Below are 18,525 nucleotides of genomic sequence, written 5' to 3'. Positions count from 1 at the left end.
GATTACCCGACTGCAAACTCTGAGGGCGCAGGATGCCCTGTACGGGCGTCTCTTGCAACCAGCGCGTCAACCGCCTGCTCAACCAGATCATGCAGAATCTCGGCAACCGGGCGAATGGCCTTGACCATGCCAACGGACTGCCCGGCCATCACCGAGCCTTCCTCCACATCGCCTTCGATCACGGCGCGGCGCAGCGCACCGGCCCAGAAGTGCTCGATTTCAAGCTGGGCTTCTTCCTTGGTCAGTTCGCCCGAGGTGAACCGGCCCAGCGTCGCCGCCTGATGGGCCATGAAACGGCGCGTGCCAGCATTATTCAGCCCGCGCACCGGAATGACCGGAAAGCGTTCGTCAATCTGGTTGGATGTTACGGCATCACGTGCCGCCGCTCGCACAAAGGCCTTCTTGAAGGCCTCATGCGCGATGCTCTCGCTGCTGGCAGCAAAAAGCGTGCCCAGCTGCGCACCGGATGCGCCCTGCTCCAGATAACCCAGAACGGCATCCCCACGCGCCAGGCCACCTGCGACGAAAACAGGTACGTCATGAATATGGGGCAGAATTTCCTGAGCCAGAACATTCAGGGACACCGGCCCGACATGACCGCCCGCCTCTGAACCCTCAATGACCAGCGCCTCGATCCCCTGCTTGACCAGACGCTTGCCCAGCGCCAGAGCCGGCGCAAACCCGATTGCCCGAGCACCACCATCACGCACCTGCTTGATGGTGGCCCCGCTCGGCACACCACCAGCCAGCACGACATGCCCGACCTTCGCTGCGATGCAGACATCGACCAGCTTGTCGAGCTCAGGGTGCATCGTGATGAGGTTCACGCCAAACGGCTTGTCTGTCAGAGCCTGCGTGGCCGCAATTTCTTCGGCCAGACGGTCGGGCGTCATGGCCCCGCAGGCAATCACGCCAAACCCGCCGGCATTGGAAATGGCCGAAACGAGATTGCGCTCGCTCACCCAGGACATTGCACCGCCCAGAATGGCGGTTGGCGTGCCAAGGAACTGGCAACCCGGGGCCCATAGCCGGTCAAGCGTGGCACGGGCTTTCTGGCGGGCAGGATCGATGCTGGTGTCGGTCATGCTCATTCCCCGTCCAGACCATAAGCCGTGTGCAGGGCGCGCATGGCGAGTTCCATATATTCGGCGTCGATCAGCACCGAGATCTTGATTTCACTGGTGGAGATGACCTGCACATTGATCCCGCGATCCGCGAGGGTCTGGAACATGGTGCTGGCCATACCCGAATGTGAGCGCATGCCGATGCCGACGACGCTGATCTTGACGACGTCATTGGCTGTATGGATCTCGCCATACTGGATGTCGGCCCGTGCGGCCTCAAGTGCGGCGAGCGCGCGCGCCTGATCACCCTTGGGTACGGTGAAGGTCATGTTGGTCGAGCCGTCAGAGCCGACGCTTTGTACGATCATGTCCACATTCACCCGCGCCTCGGTCAACGGGCTGAAAATGGCAGCGGCAATACCCGGACGGTCCGGGATTCGGCTCACCGAGATCTTTGCCTCGTCCAGAGAATAGGCGATCCCCGTGACCAGTTCCTTTTCCATCATCTCGTCCTCATCCACCACCAGCGATCCCGAAAGCTCTGTCTCGGGTTCAAAACTCGACAACACGCGCACGCGCACTTTTTCTTTCATGGCCAGCCCGACAGAGCGGGTCTGGAGTACCTTGGCCCCGACCGAAGCGAGCTCAAGCATCTCCTCGAAGGTGATGCGATCCAGCTTCCTGGCCTTTTTCACGATACGCGGGTCGGTGGTGTAGATACCATCGACATCGGTATAGATATCACAGCGATCCGCCTTGATGGCAGCGGCAACGGCCACCGCCGAGGTGTCAGAGCCACCCCGACCCAGTGTGCTGATCCGCTCTCCCGGCGCGACGCCCTGGAACCCGGCAATGACCGGCACTTCACCCTGCTCCAAGCAGGCAATCAGCGCAGCGCCTTCAACATCGCCAATACGCGCCTTACCGTGGGCATCATCAGTACGAAACGGAATCTGCCAGCCCTGCCAGGACCGTGCTGGCACACCGAGCGCCTGTAGTGCGATGGCTGTCAGCCCACTCGTGACCTGCTCGCCACTGGCCACCACAGCATCATATTCGCGTGCGTCGGCCATGGGATCGAGCGCACTGACATACCCGACCATCTGGTTGGTCACGCCAGCCATGGCGGAAACCACGACGGCAACCTGATGGCCTTTTTCCCGTTCCTTACGCACACGTTCGGCCACCGCGCGAATACGATCGAGATCGGCCACTGAGGTTCCGCCGAACTTCATGACGATCCGGGTTGGGCACTGGTCTGAAGACGTCATAATTGTGCACCTGGCTCCGTACGTAGCAGAAAGCGTTCAATCACAGCGTGCCGGGAACGGATTTTCCAGCCTGCGATGTTGCGCAAGGAAAGGCGGGTCACATACTAAGTCCAGATCGCGCCGTCCAGATACTCTGGAACAACGGACCCATTTCTGTATGCCTGGAAACAACATGCCGGATCACGCAGCTTCTTCCGTCTCAGATCGCGAGATCGCCCATTTCGACCAGCTTGCCGCGACCTGGTGGGACCCGAAAGGACCCATGAAGCCCCTGCACGACATGAACCCCATGCGCACCGAATGGGTCAATGCGCATCTCAAACGCCTGCAGGGGTCGCGCGGCGGCAGGCTCTCCCTTCTCGATATTGGCTGCGGAGCCGGGCTTGCCAGCGAGGCCTATGCCCGTATGGGCCATGACGTTCTGGGCCTCGACGCCTCGCCCGAGGGCATACGGGCGGCGCAGGCCCATCTGGCAGATCATCCCTTGCCGGACAATACTGGCCCGCTGGTCTATCGCAATGGCAGCGCCGAGACGCTCGTCCGCGAAGGGCAGAGCTTCGATGCCATCTCTGCATTGGAGGTGATCGAGCACGTCAATGACCCACAGGAATTCCTCGCGCTGCTCCATTCCCTGACCAAGCCGGGTGGCCTTGTTGCGGTATCGACGCTCAACCGCACCCTGCTCTCGCTGGCTGTCGCAAAGATCGGAGCCGAATACATTGCGCGCCTGCTGCCTGTCGGTACGCATGACTGGCAGAAATTCATCAAACCTGAGGAACTGCACAGAATGGGGCGGGCCGTTGGCCTGCGTATGATCGATGTTGCCGGCATGAGCTACCGGCCGATGCACTGGCGCATCACGCGTGACACGAGCATCAACTACATCACGATGTTTGTACGAGACTGAGAGCAACGGCCTGACAGACTATAGGCTGTCAGGCTTTTCGCCCTGTTAAGTGGGCGTATCGTAATCCGGTCCTAGGCCGTAAGCACGGCGGGCCAGAAAGGCACTGAATTCATCGGTGCCGTGACTTTCCAGCGCCTGAGCGAGGCCTTATCAGCCCTGCATCAGCCAAAGTCGCTCCGCCCGCGAGCGCCACCTCATCTCCGCCCCGCTCCTTTTGGGTCCGAGGGCAGAAAGAGTTTGCACCCGCCGGTTGGATCAGACTTCCGTATCCATGAAGGCGAAAGTGGTGGGGCTTCCGACCGGGGTAAAGTTTTCGGTAAAGCCGAGCTGACCGCTCGCCTTGTCGATCCTGAATGACGTCACGGCATCACTACGCTGATTGGCACAGAACAGGAAGCTGCCCGACGGGTCGAACATCATGGCGCGACCGTAATCGGCATGCATCCAGGCTTCATCCTGCAAGGTCAGGGTGCCGTCATCGCCCACCTTGAACACGGCAAGGGAATCACCCAAACGGTTCGAGGCATAGACAAAGCGGTCATCGGCCGAAATCAGGATTTCAGCTGCGAGCGTGCTGCCACGGAAATGCGATGTGACAGTGCTGACCGATTGCAGATTGTTGATTGCCCCTGTCTGCGGGTCAAAAGCGCTGACGACAATTTTCGAGTCCTGCTCACACAGATTGTACATGAGCTTGCCGGAGCGATTGAACTGGAAATGACGCGGCGCGCTGCCTGGCGTCATGTCGTAATAAGGCGTCTTGGCCGGGACGAGCTTTCCCGTCTGCAAGTTAAGCGTCCAGACATACACACGATCAAGGCCGGCATCATCGGCGATCACGAACTTGCCGCTCGGATCGCTCTGGATCATGTGCGGATGCGACCCCGAGTGATCGGATACCGCGAAATTTCCTTGGGGATTATCTGCCGCACGCTCGGGCTGGCGTGGCCCGGTATTGTGCACGACATCCGTCGCCGGACCGAGCGACCCGTCAGGCCGGATGGGTATCACAGCCACAGAGCCCCCCATATAGTTGGCTACGAGGACATAACGCCCTGAGTGATGCACGCTCAGATGCGCTGGCACAGCCCCGCCGGAGCTGACGGCATTGAGTTTCTTGAGCGAGCCTGTCTTGCGATCCACCGCGAAAGCGGTCACCGAGCCGTCGCCATCCTTGTTGAAATCGTCGATCTCGCTCAGCGCATACAGAAAGCGCTTGTCATGCGACAGCGTGATGAAGGACGGGCTGGCGATATCAGTGAAGGTGGTAACAGGCGTCAGGACGCCGCTCTGACGGTCCATTTCGAAAACGGCAATACCCTCACCATTACCGGCACCACCCGGAGGCGCATGCTTGGTGTACCCCCCGACAAAACAGATGGTCTTGGAAACCGCCTTGGGCGGTGGTGGCGGCGCAGCCGCGGCCTGATCAGCAGCATCCTGCGCCATGGCCGTGCCGCAACCGAGCAGGCCAAGGGTACCCAACGCAAAGCTGCGGCGGGAAATCGTCGTTTTCATATTATGCTCTCAAGCTCCTCAAGCGACCATTCGGCTCAAGGCAGTTTGCATTCAGGACCGATCTTGCCGCGATAACGGGTCCATGTCTGCGTCTTGCCGAAAAGGGGGATACCCAGAATGAAACCGCGCAGCTTCAGCACCTCCGGTGATTCGGCATGGATGCGAGCGTCATAGGTACGCCCTGTCTCCGGGTCGAGGATATGCCCCCGCCACACGTTCTCATCACTGATTAATCGGAAATCGGTCAGCATGACCAGCCCACATTGTGATCGTCCCCACACATCCTTGGGAACAGGGCCGTCATATTGCATGCCGATCAACCTGCCGCAGAGCGCATCGCCGCAATGGCCGATCAGAAACACGCCATCGTGATCCTGTGCAAGCCATAGCCCCTCTTCGGGCACAGGCGGATCGCCTCGTGTCTGAGCCTGTCCAGGGAGGCTTGTCATGAGCATCAACGAAGCCATCGCCAGCATGGCAGGGAGACGCCTGAAGGAGAAGCTGCCTCGCCTGGATCCTGCTGCACCCGGCACTCCGGCACGCTCAGGATTCTGTGCGGTCAAGCCAGGGTACCGGGGAAAAATCCACGCCTTCATCTTCGAGCCTTTCCCTGTCAGAGTCGCTCATCGTGCCGTAAATGCCACGACCGGTCTGGCTGTCCTCGTTGTCACGTTCATCATGACGCCTCAGCGCCTCTTCGGCAAATCGATCACCTACATCGTCGCAACGCGCCTCGATTTCATGTCTCAGCCGTTTGAGCGCCATGTGTAGCTGGTCCTGCTGTGTCACCTGCAGCCCCGGCACTGACGGCGCAGATGAAGCCTTTCGCTTCGCGCGACGTGCCACGGCGGGGGCCATCAGGCTTTTCTCAACCGTGTTGAGACCACATTGCGGACATGTGATAAAACCAGCCTCTTTCTGTCTTTCAAATCCGGCGCCGTCGGGAAACCAGCCTTCAAACTCATGGCCCGATGCGCAATGCAGACGAAAGCATATCATGCCAGACCGAGCAGCCCATCCAGTTTACCGGATGCATCAAGCTGCATAATGTCCGTGCAACCGCCAAGGCACTGATCGTCCACAAAAATCTGAGGTACAGTCCGTCCGCCACCCGAGCGTCTGATCGCCTCTTCACGCTCCTGCGTGCCGTGAGGGGCATTGATCTCGCGAAATGGCACATTCTTCGATTGCAGGATCTGCACAGCGCGCACGCAGTAAGGGCAACCAGGCTGGGTATAGATTTCTACGTTGGACATATTTACTCCTGAGTGCCACCGTGATGATCATAATCGCTGGCCAGTTTCACGGTACGCGTTGCCACCAGAAGGTCGACACGCTGCGCCCCTGCGCCGAGCAGTTGTCTTGCGCAGATGGAGGCGGTTGCGCCGGTGGTCAAGATGTCATCAACCAGAACGACATGCTGACCCTCGATCGATCGCCTTACCCTGTCCCGCACATGAAAGGCCGCATCCAGCGCTCGCTCGCGTGCTTCGGGGGCAAGCCGCGCCAACGTGGCTGTGGCGCGGTGCCGCACAAGCGCATCGGGTATAAGGTGCCATTGTGGCGACGACCGGATGATATGTCTTGCCAACAGGGCCGCCTGATTGAAACGCCGTTTCCAGAAACGATGACGGTGCAAGGGGACAGGAATGAACAACCTGTGTTGAGCGCTCTCGTCCTCCATCATGCCTGCCATGCTGCGAGCCATAAAGGGCGCAATATCCAGACGGTCGCCATATTTGCACTGAAGGACCAGCCGGCGCGCCGTCCCATCATACACATAGGCGGCCCGTGCCGTCTTCCACGGGAATGGCGTATGAGCACATTGCGCGCAGCGGCCATCCGCTTCGAGATACGCTGCAGATGGGACCGGAAGCGCGCAATGCCGACAGGCGTGCCCGACCGGCGTGAGCGCGCAGAAACACGAGGTGCACAGGAGACCGCTGGCCATGGTTTCAGCGCCGCATGACAGGCATGTCGGCGGCAATCCGAAATCAAGCGCCCGAGGCAGGAAAAACGCAATCTTCAGCGCAACACCATCATCCAGCCGGAGGATTATTCCTCGATTCGTTCACTCGATGACGACCAGTTCGATCAATGCCGTATTCACCAGGACTTTCCCCTGATGCTCGAAATTGATCGTCACGCGCTGACCGACGACACTTTGTATCTGCCCGACGCCCCACTCCGGACACTGGGGATGGGTTACAAACTGACCCGGCTCATAAAAGCTGAAGCTCGGGGTCATGCCATCCCTCCGCCTGTTCCATGAACAGTGTCGCCCCCAATATCCTGTTTCAACACTTCAGGGGCCGCGACACCTGATCGCAGAAGCATATCTGCCAGGATATCCATCATGGCCTGACATGCCGTCTCATCGTCCCCTTCCGCACGCGCAACGAGGGCTGGCTGCGTGTTCGAGGCGCGCAGAAGCCACCAGCCTCTGGCCTCATCCACCCTGACCCCATCAATAAGTGTCATCCGCATATCCCTCTCGCGGGCCTGGGCGATAACGGCGTTGATTACATCGAATTTTTGCTCATCCGGACAGTCGAACCTTATCTCGGGCGTCGAGATGGCATGGGGGAGCGACGCAACGAGTGCTGACAAAGGGGCCGTCTGCTGCGACAGAAAGTCGATCATGCGTATCGCGGCGTAGAGCCCGTCATCGAAACCGGGCCACTGGTCGGCGAAAAAGAAATGTCCGGACATTTCGCCAGCGAATACGGCCCCCGTCTCACGCAATGCATTCTTGACGTGTGAGTGCCCGCTTGGACACATAAGGCCCTTACCCCCTGCCGTTTTGATACTTTCAAAAAAGGTGCGGGACATTTTGACGTCGCCGAGAACCGTCGCTCCGGGCGTGTCACGCAGGATGGATTGCGCCAGAAGCAAGCTCAAATGATCCGCAGCAATTAACGTACCCTGCTCATCCACCACACCGAGCCGGTCCGCGTCACCATCAAAAGCAACGCCAAGATCAGCACCTTGCTCGCACACGGCAGTCTGTAGCTGCACCATGGCCTCCGGCAGGGTCGGGTCCGGATGATGAGCCGGGAAGCGCCCATCAATTTCGCCGTTCAGAACGATGTGCTGCCCCGGTAGAGCCCGAATGAGCGCTGCAAGGATATCACCCGCTGAGGAATGGCTGTTATCCCACACTACCTTGAGAGGACGCCCGCCGGTGCGCAGGCCGGCACGCAGGGCATCGACATAAGCTGTCGCTGCTTCCAGCCCGGCCTGTCCTCCCTCAGCACCGTCATTCGGGGTGATGCCCGCTCGTAGTGAATTCGCGAGCACGAGAAGACCCTGCCCAAAAACGGGGCGGTTCCGCTGAACGATCTTGAAGCCATTATAGTCGAGCGGATTATGGCTGCCCGTGACCATGATCGCCCCGTCGGCCTTTTGACAGCATGACGCGTGGTAGAGCTGAGGAGTGGGGCAACAGCCAATGCGACGTACTGTCGCACCCCCCATGATCAATCCTTCGACCAGCGCCTTCTCAAGTGTGGGAGAGGTGAGCCGCCCGTCATGACCGACCAGGATTGTGGCCGAACGATCCGCACACAGGCCAGATGCAAAAACGACGCCCAAAGCCCGGGCGTCGTCCTCATCGAGCGTTTTTCCCACGATCCCGCGTATGTCATACTCACGCAGGATCGTGGGGTGGAACTCATGTCGAAACAGAGTATCCATCAGGCATCGGCGTATTTCTTGATGAAGCCACGCATGGCATCACGCAGGTCCGGGCGCTCGAGAGCGAAAGCAATCTGAGCCTCAAGGTAGCCGGCCTTGTCTCCGCAGTCATAACGCGTGCCTTCATAGCGCAGGCCATGGAACGGGGCATTGCCAACCATCTTGGCCATTGCGTCAGTCAGCTGCACTTCGCCACCCGCGCCACGCTCCAGTTTGGATAGATGCGTCATGATTTCAGGCAGGAGCACATAGCGGCCGATAATGGACAGATTCGACGGGGCATCTTCCGGCTTGGGCTTCTCGACAAGGCCCTTGACCTCGACCAGCTTGCCGTCATCCTTGCCAACGTCGAGGATGCCGTAACGGTTGGTATGCTCTTTAGGCACTTCCGAGACCGCAACCACGTTTCCACCAGTCTGGTTGTAAACCTCGACCAGCTGGGCGACGCAGCCTTTTTCACCCTGAACAATATCGTCAGGCAGCAGGATCGCGAACGGGTCGTCACCAATGAATGAACGAGCACACCAGATGGCGTGACCGAGCCCCATCGGCTCCTGCTGACGCACGGCGGCGAGCGAACCGGCTTCAATCGAACTGGGCTGCAAAGTTTTTAGAAGGTCATTCTTGCCGCGATCACGTAATGTGGTTTCGAGCTCGAAGGCCACATCGAAATAATCGATCAGGCTGTCCTTGCCACGACCCGTGATCAAACAGAACTGATCGATCCCTGCCTTGCGCGCCTCATCAATGGCATACTGAATGAGCGGGCGATCAACGACGGGAAGCATCTCCTTCGGCATCGCCTTGGTGGCAGGAAGAAAGCGCGTTCCCATACCTGCGACGGGCAGTACAGCTTTTCTGAGCGGCTTGATCACGTTATCCGACCTTTAGATCTATTTGAGTGCGCAGCATGTCCTGAGGGTAATGATACAATTTACGATCCCGGAACTGCCATGCAGCCTACACGATGACTGGCTGCGTGGAACGAGGTTATACAGGCAAGTTCGGCAAAGTGATGGCGCGCACAAAATTTCACAAATGATACTCAAAGCATAATTCGAGACATTAATGAAAGTTCACTTCGTGACCGAAGATTTTTCGATGTGTTAATGTAGGGGATCTGTTTGGGAACTGGCATCCCCCGAAGGGGATGCTACCAGTTCATCTGGTGCGGTCGAGAAGACTCGAACTTCCACGGGGTTGCCCCCACAAGCACCTCAAGCTTGCGCGTCTACCATTCCGCCACGACCGCATCGTGACAAGCGGGCCGCTCTGGGCGATACCGCTCGTGTGAAGGGGGCTATAGCCGATGACTGATGACCAGGCAATCGTCCACAAGACGATTTTTGAGAAAATCTCGACGAAATTCGAGAAAGAGCTGGTTTCGTATGAAACCGCGCTCGAAACCATGCAGCAGAGAGCCGCTGCCATAAGAAACGGAGAGGCAAACGAGTTGCTGTGGTTTCTCGAGCATCCGCGCCTCTACACGGCCGGTACCTCGGCCAAGGCGAGCGACCTTATCAATCCCGAGGGCCTTCCAACCTTCGAGGCCGGTCGCGGCGGACAATGGACCTATCACGGCCCCGGTCAGCGAATTATCTACGCCATGCTGGATCTGCAACAGCCACACGGCCCCACCCCGGCGCGCGATCTTCGCGCATTCGTCCAGAGCCTTGAGCGCTGGATTATCGCAAGCCTTGCCCGGCTCGGCATAAAGAGTCGGACCGAGTGCGGGCGAATCGGGGTATGGACCAATGACCCCATCACAGGTGAGGAAACGAAGATTGCGGCACTCGGTATCAGGGTGAGCCGCTGGGTATCGTGGCACGGGGTCGCCATCAATTTCGACCCTGACCTCGATGATTTCTCGGGTATCGTGCCATGCGGCATTCGTGAGTTTGGCGTGACGAGCATCAGACGCTTCGATCATGACCTGACCATGGGGGATCTCGATCAGGCCCTGCTCACCTGTTGGCCTCAGTTCTTCGGCGCGATTCCGACGCTGACTGATTGACCCGTCACACCTTTACCCTGAGAGATATCGGAAAGCTGGATCAGGATCCGGTTGCCGCGCGCATCGACACCATCGAGCGATGAGAGCTGCAGCCGATTGTCCTGATCGATAAAGCGCAGAGTCAGCAGCCCCTGAGAGGGATTATCTGCCTGGGCGAGCGAAATCTGGCTTGCCCCCGGCGCAGTCTGGATGTCCGTGACACGTATCTTGCCATCGAAACGCACGGGAACATGGAGCAGCAGACCGAGCGGGTTGCGTGAGAGGTTGAGACGCGTCACCGCACCCGTCTGCGAGTCGTCAAGAACGAGATGGGCGCCACTTGCACGCAGCGTCATGGCGTGAGGAACGGTGTAATCCAGCCCAAGCGACCCCGGGGCGTAGCGAAAATGCCCTGCCCCGCTATTCTGCTGCGGTCCATGTTGAATGAAGCTGCCCTCAACCGGGGTCGGATCGTTCAGACAGACCTCGACACGCTTCACCTGCGCCTTTTGCTGCGCCGTCAGGCCATCAGTCCCGCTGACAGCGCATCCGGCCAGAGCAATCGCTAGGCCTGTCGCCGCAAGGCCGCGCCGCACCGTCATACCTCCTCCGGCGCGTGCAGCTTGAGCGACAGTGCGTGCAAGCCACTCTCGAATTCCGGCTTGAGCATTTCATTGATGAGGCGATGCCGTGCCACGCGGTTCATGCCCGCAAAGCGGTTGCTGACAATCGTCATGGTGAAATGGGTCTCGTCACCCTCGACTCCATTGCGCCCGGCGTGATGGGCGTGGCGTTTGCTGTCATCGCGAATGGTCAACTCAGCGGGTGCCAAAGCGTCCTGCAATTGCCGGCTCATGCGGGCTGCGCGTTCCTTCAACTCGGTCATGTCCACTCCCTCCTTGCATCAATGTGCCTTACAACGCACATAAACCCGATCATGCAGCGCAAATCCACACGACACAGGGCCTTCGACCCGGACCCCGACGCGCCCGAACGTTATTGTGACATGCCCGGCTGCACCGAGCATGCGGGATATCGTGCGCCCAAGGACCGTACGCAACTCAGGCAATATTTCTGGTTCTGCCTCGAGCACGTCCGTCAGTACAATGCGCGCTGGGACTTCTATAAAGGCATGACACCGGGCCAGATCGAGGCGCAGCTTCGAGCCGACGTCTCATGGCAGCGCCCCTCATGGAAACTGGGCACACGTGGTGGACAGAATTTCGATGAGGAAGAGGTTCTCGACCCGCTGGATATTCTTTCCTCCACACGCGCGCGGCGTGCTCAGGCCGCCCGCCAGCGACACAATGCCGCCCGTGAGGCCGCGCCCCCGCCCCTGCGCGATCATCTGCGCGCGCTGGCGCTGGACTGGCCCGTGACGATCGAGGCTCTCAAGACACGTTACAAGGAACTGGCTCGCAAGCATCATCCTGATGCCAATGCCGGAGACCCCGCAGCAGAGGACAGATTCAAGACGGTGAGCGTGGCCTATAGCACGATTCGCGCTCATCTCATCAGCCTGTAGGCCCGATTATTGCGCGTTTCCCTCTGGCCTTGAGAGGAAACATGACCATATCCTTGGCCGAAACCTGACATGACTGAGTGAAAGACGGATTGAAACCATGAGCGATCTCGCCTCCATCGATGCACCGGAAACGGTTGTCACTGCCGAACAGAACGCGGTGCCGACTCATGTTCTTGGCGCGCCGGATCGGATCGTCTCAGCGCGTGACGTGTTCAAGATCGAATGTGACATGGAAGTGCCAGCTTTCTCGATCCGGACCGAGCATGTGCCCGATATCGATCCGAGCTACCAGTTCGACTGCGACACGACCCGGGCCATTCTGGCGGGCTTTGCCAATAACCGCCGCGTCATGGTGCAGGGCTTCCATGGTACGGGCAAATCTTCCCATATCGAGCAGATTGCGGCACGGCTGAATTGGCCCACAGTCCGCATCAATCTCGACAGCCATATCTCGCGCATCGACCTGATCGGCAAGGACGCCATCGTTCTGCGTGATGGCAAGCAGATCACCGAGTTTCGCGAGGGACTCCTGCCGTGGTGTCTGCAGCACCCGGTCGCCCTGATTTTCGACGAGTACGATGCCGGTCGTCCGGACGTCATGTTCGTCATCCAGCGTGTGCTTGAAGCCGAAGGCCACCTGACCCTGCTGGACCAGAATCGCGTGATACGTCCCCATGCCGGTTTCCGGCTCTTTGCCACGGCGAACACGGTGGGTCTGGGCGACACGACCGGGTTGTATCATGGCACGCAGCAGATCAATCAGGGACAGATGGATCGCTGGAACATCGTCGCATCGCTCAACTACCTGCCGCTAGAGCAGGAAGTGGGAATCGTGCGGGCCAAACTGGGACTTGGTAACGAGCCCGCCATTACAACGCGCCTCGAAAGCATGGTCGCCCTCGCGAACCTGACCCGCGCCGGTTTCATGGCGGGCGATATCTCTACAGTCATGTCACCCCGTGCTGTCATCACCTGGGCTGAGAACGAGCGTATCTTTGGTGACCTGGCCTTTGCATTCCGCCTGACCTTCCTCAATAAATGCGATGAGGCCGAGCGCGGCATTGTCGCGGAATACTATCAGCGCTGCTTCAACCAGTCGCCGCTGAACGCCTGACGGGGGCAAGCGCATGGCCACCTCCAGAGCCAAGGCACCGGACAGGAACCAGACAGACCTTGCCCTGCCGGGCAGTGAGCGCACGGACGCCTTCCGCCGCGCCACGAGCGCTGCGCTGCGGGCAATGTCAGGCGAGCCCGAGACCGAAATCAGCTTTGCGGCGTCGGCCAGTGCCAAACCGGGTACGGGCGTCCAGCTTCCCTATGTCTCCCGGGCGCTCACGCCTCAGGAAATGACCCGCGTCCGTGGCGCTGCCGACGCAGCTGCCTTGCGACTGAAGCACCACAATTCAGAACTGTCCCCCCTGCCGCAGCAGGCGGACAGCGCCGAGACCCGCCCCTTGTACGACGCGCTGGAGCAGGTGCGTTGCGAGGTCTATGGCTCGCGTCACATGGCGGGCGTACGAGCCAATCTGAACCAGAAACTGGCCCTCGATTGCAGCGAGAACGGCTACGCCCGCATGAGCGCGCGCGACGATATGCCTGCCAATGTCGCCCTGCCCCTTCTTGTGCGCGAAGCCCTCTCAGGACTGCCCTCTCCCTCGCAGGCCGGTCCGGCGCTCAAGGCATGGCGCGAAACGCTCTCGCCCGAAGCCAAACGTGCGCTCTCGGGCCTTGCCTCGACGCAGATGGACCAGCAGCGCTTTGCCGAAGCCTGCTCCGGGCTTTTCAAGGCATTCGACCTGACCGAGGAGCCCGAGCCGGACGATCAAAGTCAGGCAGATGACCCGGATCAGGATGATGACAGTCAGACCGAATCCGATCAGCCCGAGGATGATCCTTCGCCGCAGGATCAGGATGACAGCGAGACGCACGGCTTCCAGCCGGAGCCGACCGAGCAGCCCGACAGCCGTGATGCCAGTGACTCGGAGCTGCAGGACGAAGGCGCAGAACAGCCTGCCGGTACTCTGGAAGACGAAAATGGCAAGGAAGCCGAAGCCAGCGCAGCGCCCCCGGCCTACAAGGTCTTTACCAACGCTTTCGACGAGGAAGCCGATGCTGCCGATCTGTGCGACCCGGATGAGCTGGCCCGGCTGAGGCAACAGCTGGACCAGCACCTCAGCAGCCTGCAAGGCGTCGTGTCGCGACTGGCACATCGATTGCAGCGCAAGCTGATGGCGCAGCAGCAGCGTTCCTGGGCGTTCGATCAGGAAGAAGGCATACTGGACGCGGCACGTCTGGCGCGCGTCGTGGCCAATCCGACCCTGTCGCTGTCCTACAAGACGGAACGTCAGGCGGAGTTTCGCGACACGGTTGTTACCTTGCTGATCGATAATTCCGGGTCGATGCGTGGTCGTCCGATCTCGGTTGCCGCCATGTGTGGTGACATTCTCGCCCGTACGCTCGAACGCTGTGGTGTCAAGACGGAAGTTCTTGGCTTTACTACGCGTGCGTGGAAAGGCGGTCAGAGCCGAGAGCGCTGGGTGGCAGCGGGTCGTCCACCAGATCCGGGTCGCCTGAATGACCTGCGCCACATCATCTACAAGGATGCCGACACGCCCTTGCGCCGGGCCCGCAACAATCTCGGGTTGATGCTACGCGAAGGGTTACTCAAGGAGAATATCGATGGCGAGGCGTTGCTCTGGGCATGGAAGCGCCTGCGCCGCCGCCCTGAGCACAGGCGTATCCTGATGGTGATTTCAGATGGTGCGCCTGTTGATGACAGCACGTTCTCGACCAATCCAAGCTCTTATCTGGAAGACCATCTGCGCTCGGTCATTGCGCGTATCGAAGCCTCACCCGAGACGGAGCTTCTCGCCATCGGGATCGGGCATGACGTGACCCGCTATTACCGTAACTCGGTTACGCTCACCAATGCGGAAGAGCTTGGCGGAACCATGATCAAGCAGCTTTCTGACCTGTTCGTGGCGCGATAACCCGATCATCCGTTCCGGCGTGGACCGCCCTCCATGGGCGGCCTCACTTCAGATAGCGGGTCCAATACCTCATATCCGCGGTTATCGCTCTGCCAACTCAAGAATTTTGGAAAGCATTGCGTCGATCGTGCCACGTGTTGTGCGATGGTTGACGATTGCCGCGCGTATGACAAGCTGCTCGCCGATACGCGTTGTCGAGGGCGCAGCCACGCCGCTCTCGTGCAGGTCTTTCACCAGCGTATCGATCGCCTCATCATCGAGACCACCCACTGTAAAGCAAACGATGTTCAGGGCTACCGGGGCCATAAGCAAAAAGTGGTCATCTGCCTCCACGGCCTCAGCCAGATAACGGGCGACGGCGCAACATTCCTCCACCATTTCCCCCAGGCGGTCGGCACCATAATGGGCGATCGTCATCCACACCTTGAGTGCCCGAAACCCGCGTGACAGATCCGGCCCGAAATCGCAGGGCCAGGGGGCATTACCCGCGAGCCCGCGATCCGCCCGGGTGAGATAGCTCAGTGACTGGGCGAATGCCTGCGCATGCAAGGCAGGATCCCGCACCAGAATACACCCTGCATCGTAAGGAACCTGGCCCCATTTATGGAAATCGAGGGCAAGGCTGTCGGCTCTTTCGATGCCATCAAGCATGATGGCGTGCTCAGGGGAGAGTCGGGCAAACGCCCCGAAGGCACCATCGACGTGAAACCAGCATTTTTCTTTTGCGGCAATATCGGCAAGGGCCTCCAACGGATCGACCGCGCCGCAATCCACACTGCCCGCCGTGCCGATGATGATGAACGGTTGATACCCTGCTGCACGATCCTCGGCGATGCGTCGTGACAGAGCCACGTCATCCATGCGGTACAGCTCATCAACCGGGATGAGGCGCAGGGCGTCACTACCCAGCCCCGCCATGTCGAAAGCGCGGCTTACACAGCCATGAGCGGTTTCGGCGGCATAACCAACGAGCTTTGCGCCCGATACCCCGGTCTGACGTAGCCCCGGCATTGCAGCGCGGCTGGCGGTGATGATTCCGATGAAGTTCGCGAGCGACGACCCTGTCACGAGACAACCGGACGAAGCGGTCGGCATACCCACCATCTCGGCGGCCCAGCGTATCACCTGACGCTCCACTTCGATGGCAGCATGATCGCGACCGCCGCAATTATCGTTCAGGCTGGCAGCCAGCATCTCGGCAAGAATACCGATTGGCGTGCCCGCACCCTGAACCCATCCCATGAAACCGGGATGCGGATTGCCATTTGAATAAGGGCGGATCTCACTCAGGAAACGGTCATAAAGGGCCTGCGCCTCCTGCCCCTCGCGCGGCAATTCGGCCCGGAATCCGGCCCGCAGTGCGGCTGGCATAGGCTGCCAGACAGGCCCCTCCCCCATTTGCTCGGCCCGATCAAAGACATCATCGAGCATACGATGGGCAAGGGCACGCAGCCCGGTCCAGTCCTGCGGGTCCAGTCCACTCATCGCCATTCCTCATCCGTGTTTGCATTGCGCCTGTCAGGCAGGTGATCTCTTCTAGCGGGCTACGAGCCTGCGCCCAACTCCTGCCGCAAAATTCGGGTTGTAAGAGGGCATGAACAGCCCCATCCTCGCCCCCATGAAACAAGCCGCAGCCTCCCTTCTTGCCCTCCTCGCTCTGGGAGGGGCCGCCCGTCACGCGCATGCTGATGCCATCCCGGCATCCTGCATGGCCTCGCAGGCCGCATCGCGCGCAATGGGCGCGGCGAGCCTCACAATGTCTGGCTACAGCGCCGCACTTTCTGGTGGTGGCGCCACACTGGGGGTCGGTCAGGTGATGGCGCAGGACCGCCAAGGCCATCTGACCCTGCCCAACCTGCGTGATGCCAATGCCCTGATCTCGTTTGGTCTGCTCAAACTGGTCCATAACGGATCTCCCGCCGGGTGCCGTGGCGTCGATGGCAGGCCTGCCCTCAAGAGCTTGCGCGACGCCCTGCATCAGGGGGCCGTAGCCGAACTCGTCTGGACGGGCATCGCATTATCTGATGGCAAGAACCGCTACACGGCTGATCGGGTGAATGTCACCTTGCGGTCAGGCCAGACACCGGGAAGTGTGGATATCAACTTTGCAGCCTCCGGTGTCAGTGCGCCTGGGGGCTCCGCCCTCCCCGGCAAGCTGAGCACGACCCTGACCATTCCTGAGCAGATACTCGACAGCACAAAATCACCCGAAGGGAGGATCACGATCTCCTCCCTCCAGGCCTTGTGGGCGAAAGGTCGTCTCGACGGTCATGGCTGGATCACCCCCGGTCGGACTACGGCCACAAGTGCAGGCGAACTGCATGTCGCCATCACCGACCTGAGCGATCTGCTGGCGACCATCCGCCCCGTCCTGCCAGGTGGCGTATCAACCGCGCTCGCTGTGGCCCAGTTCATGGGCCATCGCGATGGCAATCAGGTTCTGTGGGACCTGACGCTGGGCGGTGGCGTGCTCAAGGTCAACTCGATCCCCATTCCTGTGAACTGAAGCGCGATTTCTGCCCCGTCAGGAAAGCGTCTCTTGAAGGATCAACCTGTAGGGCAGAATAATCCATCTGATCTTGCTTGCGCCCGCGGGCGGCTTTCTGTCACGACTGCTCTCGGGGAGGAACGCCAGGCCGCAAGGTTTTGAGGGGCAGCACCTCCAAGCGATGCTCAGCCTTGCCGCCGGGGAGGCCGTCCAGGGTCATGACCCGGCCAGAACTGGCTTTCCCGCCTCCCCGAACACAAAGGGAAAAGCAATCAGCCGGGGTGACGCAGCAGGCCACCTTCAACACGCAGCGCCGCACCCGACGTTGCTGAGGCAAGCGGCGAGCAGATATAGGCCACCATATTTGCGACCTCTTGCGGATCGGCCAGGCGATTGATCAACGTGGTCGGCCGGTTTTCCTTCAGAAAAGACGCTTCGACTTCCTGCGCCGTCCGCCCCGATTTTTCGGCAGCCTTGTCGATCATGCTCATCACACCCTCGGTACGGGTGGGGCCCGGCAGCACACTGTTGATTGTCACGCCGGTCCCGGCCACGCTTTCGGCAAGGCCACGGGCAATCGCAATCTGGGCCGCCTTGCTGAACCCGTAATGGATCATCTCTGCCGGGATATTGAGGCCCGACTCACTCGAGATAAAGACAATCCGGCCATCCTTTCGCTCGACCATTTTTGGAAGATACGCACGGGAGAGCCGTACCCCGCTCATGACATTGATGTCGAAAAACCGCTGCCACTCCGCATCGCTGATCTCGGCAAATGGGACTTCCTCGAAAATACCCAGATTGTTGACCAGCACATCGACTTCAGGATGCGCTGCAATCAACTGGGCGATAATTTCAGGCTGCGCTACGTCACCCGCAAATCCGCTCATAGAGGCATCGCTGACCTCCCGACGGATCGCCTCCATGGCCGCAGTTGTGCGTGTTTCGCCACGACCATTCACGATCACATGGGCTCCGGCTTCCGCCAGACGCTTTGCAATCGCGAGGCCGATACCGCTGGTCGAACCGGTCACCAGCGCCTTTTTTCCCGAAAGATCGAGTGCAAGCATGAT

The 18,525-nt window shown here is 60.0% G+C and carries 20 protein-coding genes and 1 tRNA gene; 6 read left to right on the top strand and 15 right to left on the bottom strand.

All coding sequences use genetic code 11. The features are described 5' to 3' along the window. Positions 1 to 2: 2 nt before the first annotated feature. Both ACWNRM_RS03360 and ACWNRM_RS03355 read right to left on the bottom strand, forming a co-directional pair. Positions 3 to 1,085 (bottom strand): NAD(P)H-dependent flavin oxidoreductase, encoded by a 1,083-nt coding sequence (locus ACWNRM_RS03360; RefSeq protein WP_485169487.1) that lies wholly within the window; start codon positions 1,083 to 1,085, stop codon positions 3 to 5. 2 nt (positions 1,086 to 1,087) lie between these two features. Next, a complete protein-coding gene (locus tag ACWNRM_RS03355) occupies positions 1,088 to 2,335 on the bottom strand; it encodes an aspartate kinase (protein ID WP_485169486.1) in 1,248 nt (415 codons plus the stop codon). Between the two features lie 157 nt (positions 2,336 to 2,492). On the opposite strand from ACWNRM_RS03355, the gene ubiG reads away from it, so the two are divergent. Further along, positions 2,493 to 3,242, top strand: a complete 750-nt coding sequence (gene ubiG / locus ACWNRM_RS03350) for a bifunctional 2-polyprenyl-6-hydroxyphenol methylase/3-demethylubiquinol 3-O-methyltransferase UbiG (protein ID WP_062164397.1) — start codon at positions 2,493 to 2,495, stop codon at positions 3,240 to 3,242. Positions 3,243 to 3,497: 255 nt separating this feature from the next. Here ubiG and ACWNRM_RS03345 read toward each other — a convergent pair whose 3' ends face one another. The 9 genes from ACWNRM_RS03345 to ACWNRM_RS03305 all read right to left on the bottom strand — a co-directional run bounded on the left by ACWNRM_RS03345 (position 3,498) and on the right by ACWNRM_RS03305 (position 9,708). After that, positions 3,498 to 4,760 carry a lactonase family protein gene (locus ACWNRM_RS03345; RefSeq protein WP_485169485.1) on the bottom strand — a complete coding sequence of 421 codons (1,263 nt, stop codon included), beginning with the start codon at positions 4,758 to 4,760 and terminating at the stop codon, positions 3,498 to 3,500. A gap of 35 nt (positions 4,761 to 4,795) precedes the next feature. Further along, positions 4,796 to 5,209 (bottom strand): DUF2147 domain-containing protein, encoded by a 414-nt coding sequence (locus ACWNRM_RS03340; RefSeq protein ID WP_485169514.1) that lies wholly within the window; start codon positions 5,207 to 5,209, stop codon positions 4,796 to 4,798. A gap of 94 nt (positions 5,210 to 5,303) precedes the next feature. Further along, complete coding sequence (locus ACWNRM_RS03335; RefSeq protein ID WP_485169484.1) at positions 5,304 to 5,759, bottom strand: DUF1178 family protein; 456 nt, start codon at positions 5,757 to 5,759, stop codon at positions 5,304 to 5,306. Beyond that, positions 5,756 to 6,016, bottom strand: a complete 261-nt coding sequence (gene grxC / locus ACWNRM_RS03330) for a glutaredoxin 3 (RefSeq protein ID WP_485169483.1) — start codon at positions 6,014 to 6,016, stop codon at positions 5,756 to 5,758. Before grxC ends, ACWNRM_RS03335 begins: the two co-directional genes overlap by 4 nt. Before the next feature lie 2 nt (positions 6,017 to 6,018). After that, positions 6,019 to 6,747 carry a double zinc ribbon domain-containing protein gene (locus tag ACWNRM_RS03325; protein WP_485169482.1) on the bottom strand — a complete coding sequence of 243 codons (729 nt, stop codon included), beginning with the start codon at positions 6,745 to 6,747 and terminating at the stop codon, positions 6,019 to 6,021. An 84-nt stretch (positions 6,748 to 6,831) separates the two neighbouring features. Further along, positions 6,832 to 7,008 (bottom strand): DUF3553 domain-containing protein, encoded by a 177-nt coding sequence (locus ACWNRM_RS03320; RefSeq protein WP_485169481.1) that lies wholly within the window; start codon positions 7,006 to 7,008, stop codon positions 6,832 to 6,834. After that, entirely contained in the window at positions 7,005 to 8,456 is a 1,452-nt protein-coding gene (locus ACWNRM_RS03315) for a phosphomannomutase/phosphoglucomutase (protein ID WP_485169480.1), read from the bottom strand. Before ACWNRM_RS03315 ends, ACWNRM_RS03320 begins: the two co-directional genes overlap by 4 nt. Further along, positions 8,456 to 9,331, bottom strand: a complete 876-nt coding sequence (gene galU, locus ACWNRM_RS03310; RefSeq protein ID WP_485169479.1) for a UTP--glucose-1-phosphate uridylyltransferase GalU — start codon at positions 9,329 to 9,331, stop codon at positions 8,456 to 8,458. The genes ACWNRM_RS03315 and galU overlap by 1 nt, the downstream gene beginning before the upstream one ends. 291 nt (positions 9,332 to 9,622) lie before the next feature. Then, positions 9,623 to 9,708 (bottom strand) — tRNA-Leu (locus tag ACWNRM_RS03305). 57 nt (positions 9,709 to 9,765) lie between these two features. On the opposite strand from ACWNRM_RS03305, the gene lipB reads away from it, so the two are divergent. Beyond that, positions 9,766 to 10,470: a lipoyl(octanoyl) transferase LipB gene (gene lipB, locus ACWNRM_RS03300; RefSeq protein WP_485169478.1), complete on the top strand. Its 705-nt coding sequence runs from the start codon at positions 9,766 to 9,768 to the stop codon at positions 10,468 to 10,470. Here the strand turns inward: lipB and ACWNRM_RS03295 are convergent. Both ACWNRM_RS03295 and ACWNRM_RS03290 read right to left on the bottom strand, forming a co-directional pair. Then, positions 10,434 to 11,051 carry a LolA family protein gene (locus ACWNRM_RS03295; protein ID WP_485169477.1) on the bottom strand — a complete coding sequence of 206 codons (618 nt, stop codon included), beginning with the start codon at positions 11,049 to 11,051 and terminating at the stop codon, positions 10,434 to 10,436. The two genes, lipB and ACWNRM_RS03295, sit on opposite strands and share 37 nt — an antisense overlap. Next, positions 11,048 to 11,335, bottom strand: coding sequence for a BolA family protein (locus ACWNRM_RS03290; protein ID WP_485169476.1), 288 nt, complete (start codon positions 11,333 to 11,335; stop codon positions 11,048 to 11,050). The genes ACWNRM_RS03295 and ACWNRM_RS03290 overlap by 4 nt, the downstream gene beginning before the upstream one ends. A gap of 51 nt (positions 11,336 to 11,386) precedes the next feature. Here ACWNRM_RS03290 and ACWNRM_RS03285 point away from each other — a divergent pair, with 51 nt between their 5' ends. The 3 genes from ACWNRM_RS03285 (at position 11,387) to ACWNRM_RS03275 (ending at position 14,964) form a co-directional block, all read left to right on the top strand. After that, positions 11,387 to 11,974: a DnaJ domain-containing protein gene (locus ACWNRM_RS03285; RefSeq protein WP_485169475.1), complete on the top strand. Its 588-nt coding sequence runs from the start codon at positions 11,387 to 11,389 to the stop codon at positions 11,972 to 11,974. A 97-nt stretch (positions 11,975 to 12,071) separates the two neighbouring features. After that, complete coding sequence (locus ACWNRM_RS03280; protein ID WP_023977453.1) at positions 12,072 to 13,088, top strand: AAA family ATPase; 1,017 nt, start codon at positions 12,072 to 12,074, stop codon at positions 13,086 to 13,088. A 13-nt stretch (positions 13,089 to 13,101) separates the two neighbouring features. Next, positions 13,102 to 14,964 (top strand): cobaltochelatase CobT-related protein, encoded by a 1,863-nt coding sequence (locus tag ACWNRM_RS03275; protein ID WP_485169474.1) that lies wholly within the window; start codon positions 13,102 to 13,104, stop codon positions 14,962 to 14,964. Positions 14,965 to 15,045: 81 nt separating this feature from the next. On the opposite strand, the gene ACWNRM_RS03270 is transcribed toward ACWNRM_RS03275, so the two are convergent. Then, positions 15,046 to 16,449: a pyridoxal phosphate-dependent decarboxylase family protein gene (locus ACWNRM_RS03270; protein WP_485169473.1), complete on the bottom strand. Its 1,404-nt coding sequence runs from the start codon at positions 16,447 to 16,449 to the stop codon at positions 15,046 to 15,048. A gap of 109 nt (positions 16,450 to 16,558) precedes the next feature. On the opposite strand from ACWNRM_RS03270, the gene ACWNRM_RS03265 reads away from it, so the two are divergent. Continuing rightward, positions 16,559 to 17,470, top strand: coding sequence for a hypothetical protein (locus ACWNRM_RS03265; protein WP_485169472.1), 912 nt, complete (start codon positions 16,559 to 16,561; stop codon positions 17,468 to 17,470). Positions 17,471 to 17,724: 254 nt separating this feature from the next. Here the strand turns inward: ACWNRM_RS03265 and ACWNRM_RS03260 are convergent, their stop codons facing one another. Next, positions 17,725 to 18,522 (bottom strand): SDR family NAD(P)-dependent oxidoreductase, encoded by a 798-nt coding sequence (locus ACWNRM_RS03260; RefSeq protein ID WP_485169471.1) that lies wholly within the window; start codon positions 18,520 to 18,522, stop codon positions 17,725 to 17,727. Between the last annotated feature and the right edge of the window lie 3 nt (positions 18,523 to 18,525).

The sequence above is a fragment of the Asaia sp. A2 genome, from assembly GCF_057319415.1.
The sequence above is the reverse complement of the archived record's forward strand: the minus strand, read 5'-3'. Positions and strand labels throughout refer to the sequence as shown.

Bases quoted from the DNA above. Each gene is read 5' to 3' on its own strand.
- ACWNRM_RS03280 (WP_023977453.1), top strand. From the start codon at position 12,072: ATGAGCGATCTCGCCTCCATCGATGCACCGGAAACGGTTGTCACTGCC.
- ACWNRM_RS03355 (WP_485169486.1), bottom strand. From the start codon at position 2,335: ATGACGTCTTCAGACCAGTGCCCAACCCGGATCGTCATGAAGTTCGGC.
- ACWNRM_RS03275 (WP_485169474.1), top strand. From the start codon at position 13,102: ATGGCCACCTCCAGAGCCAAGGCACCGGACAGGAACCAGACAGACCTT.
- ACWNRM_RS03340 (WP_485169514.1), bottom strand. From the start codon at position 5,209: ATGACAAGCCTCCCTGGACAGGCTCAGACACGAGGCGATCCGCCTGTG.
- grxC (WP_485169483.1), bottom strand. From the start codon at position 6,016: ATGTCCAACGTAGAAATCTATACCCAGCCTGGTTGCCCTTACTGCGTG.
- ACWNRM_RS03345 (WP_485169485.1), bottom strand. From the start codon at position 4,760: ATGAAAACGACGATTTCCCGCCGCAGCTTTGCGTTGGGTACCCTTGGC.
- ACWNRM_RS03260 (WP_485169471.1), bottom strand. From the start codon at position 18,522: ATGCTTGCACTCGATCTTTCGGGAAAAAAGGCGCTGGTGACCGGTTCG.
- ACWNRM_RS03315 (WP_485169480.1), bottom strand. From the start codon at position 8,456: ATGGATACTCTGTTTCGACATGAGTTCCACCCCACGATCCTGCGTGAG.
- ubiG (WP_062164397.1), top strand. From the start codon at position 2,493: ATGCCTGGAAACAACATGCCGGATCACGCAGCTTCTTCCGTCTCAGAT.
- ACWNRM_RS03270 (WP_485169473.1), bottom strand. From the start codon at position 16,449: ATGAGTGGACTGGACCCGCAGGACTGGACCGGGCTGCGTGCCCTTGCC.
- ACWNRM_RS03335 (WP_485169484.1), bottom strand. From the start codon at position 5,759: ATGATATGCTTTCGTCTGCATTGCGCATCGGGCCATGAGTTTGAAGGC.
- ACWNRM_RS03285 (WP_485169475.1), top strand. From the start codon at position 11,387: ATGCAGCGCAAATCCACACGACACAGGGCCTTCGACCCGGACCCCGAC.
- ACWNRM_RS03265 (WP_485169472.1), top strand. From the start codon at position 16,559: ATGAACAGCCCCATCCTCGCCCCCATGAAACAAGCCGCAGCCTCCCTT.
- ACWNRM_RS03320 (WP_485169481.1), bottom strand. From the start codon at position 7,008: ATGACCCCGAGCTTCAGCTTTTATGAGCCGGGTCAGTTTGTAACCCAT.
- ACWNRM_RS03295 (WP_485169477.1), bottom strand. From the start codon at position 11,051: ATGACGGTGCGGCGCGGCCTTGCGGCGACAGGCCTAGCGATTGCTCTG.
- lipB (WP_485169478.1), top strand. From the start codon at position 9,766: ATGACTGATGACCAGGCAATCGTCCACAAGACGATTTTTGAGAAAATC.
- ACWNRM_RS03360 (WP_485169487.1), bottom strand. From the start codon at position 1,085: ATGACCGACACCAGCATCGATCCTGCCCGCCAGAAAGCCCGTGCCACG.
- ACWNRM_RS03290 (WP_485169476.1), bottom strand. From the start codon at position 11,335: ATGACCGAGTTGAAGGAACGCGCAGCCCGCATGAGCCGGCAATTGCAG.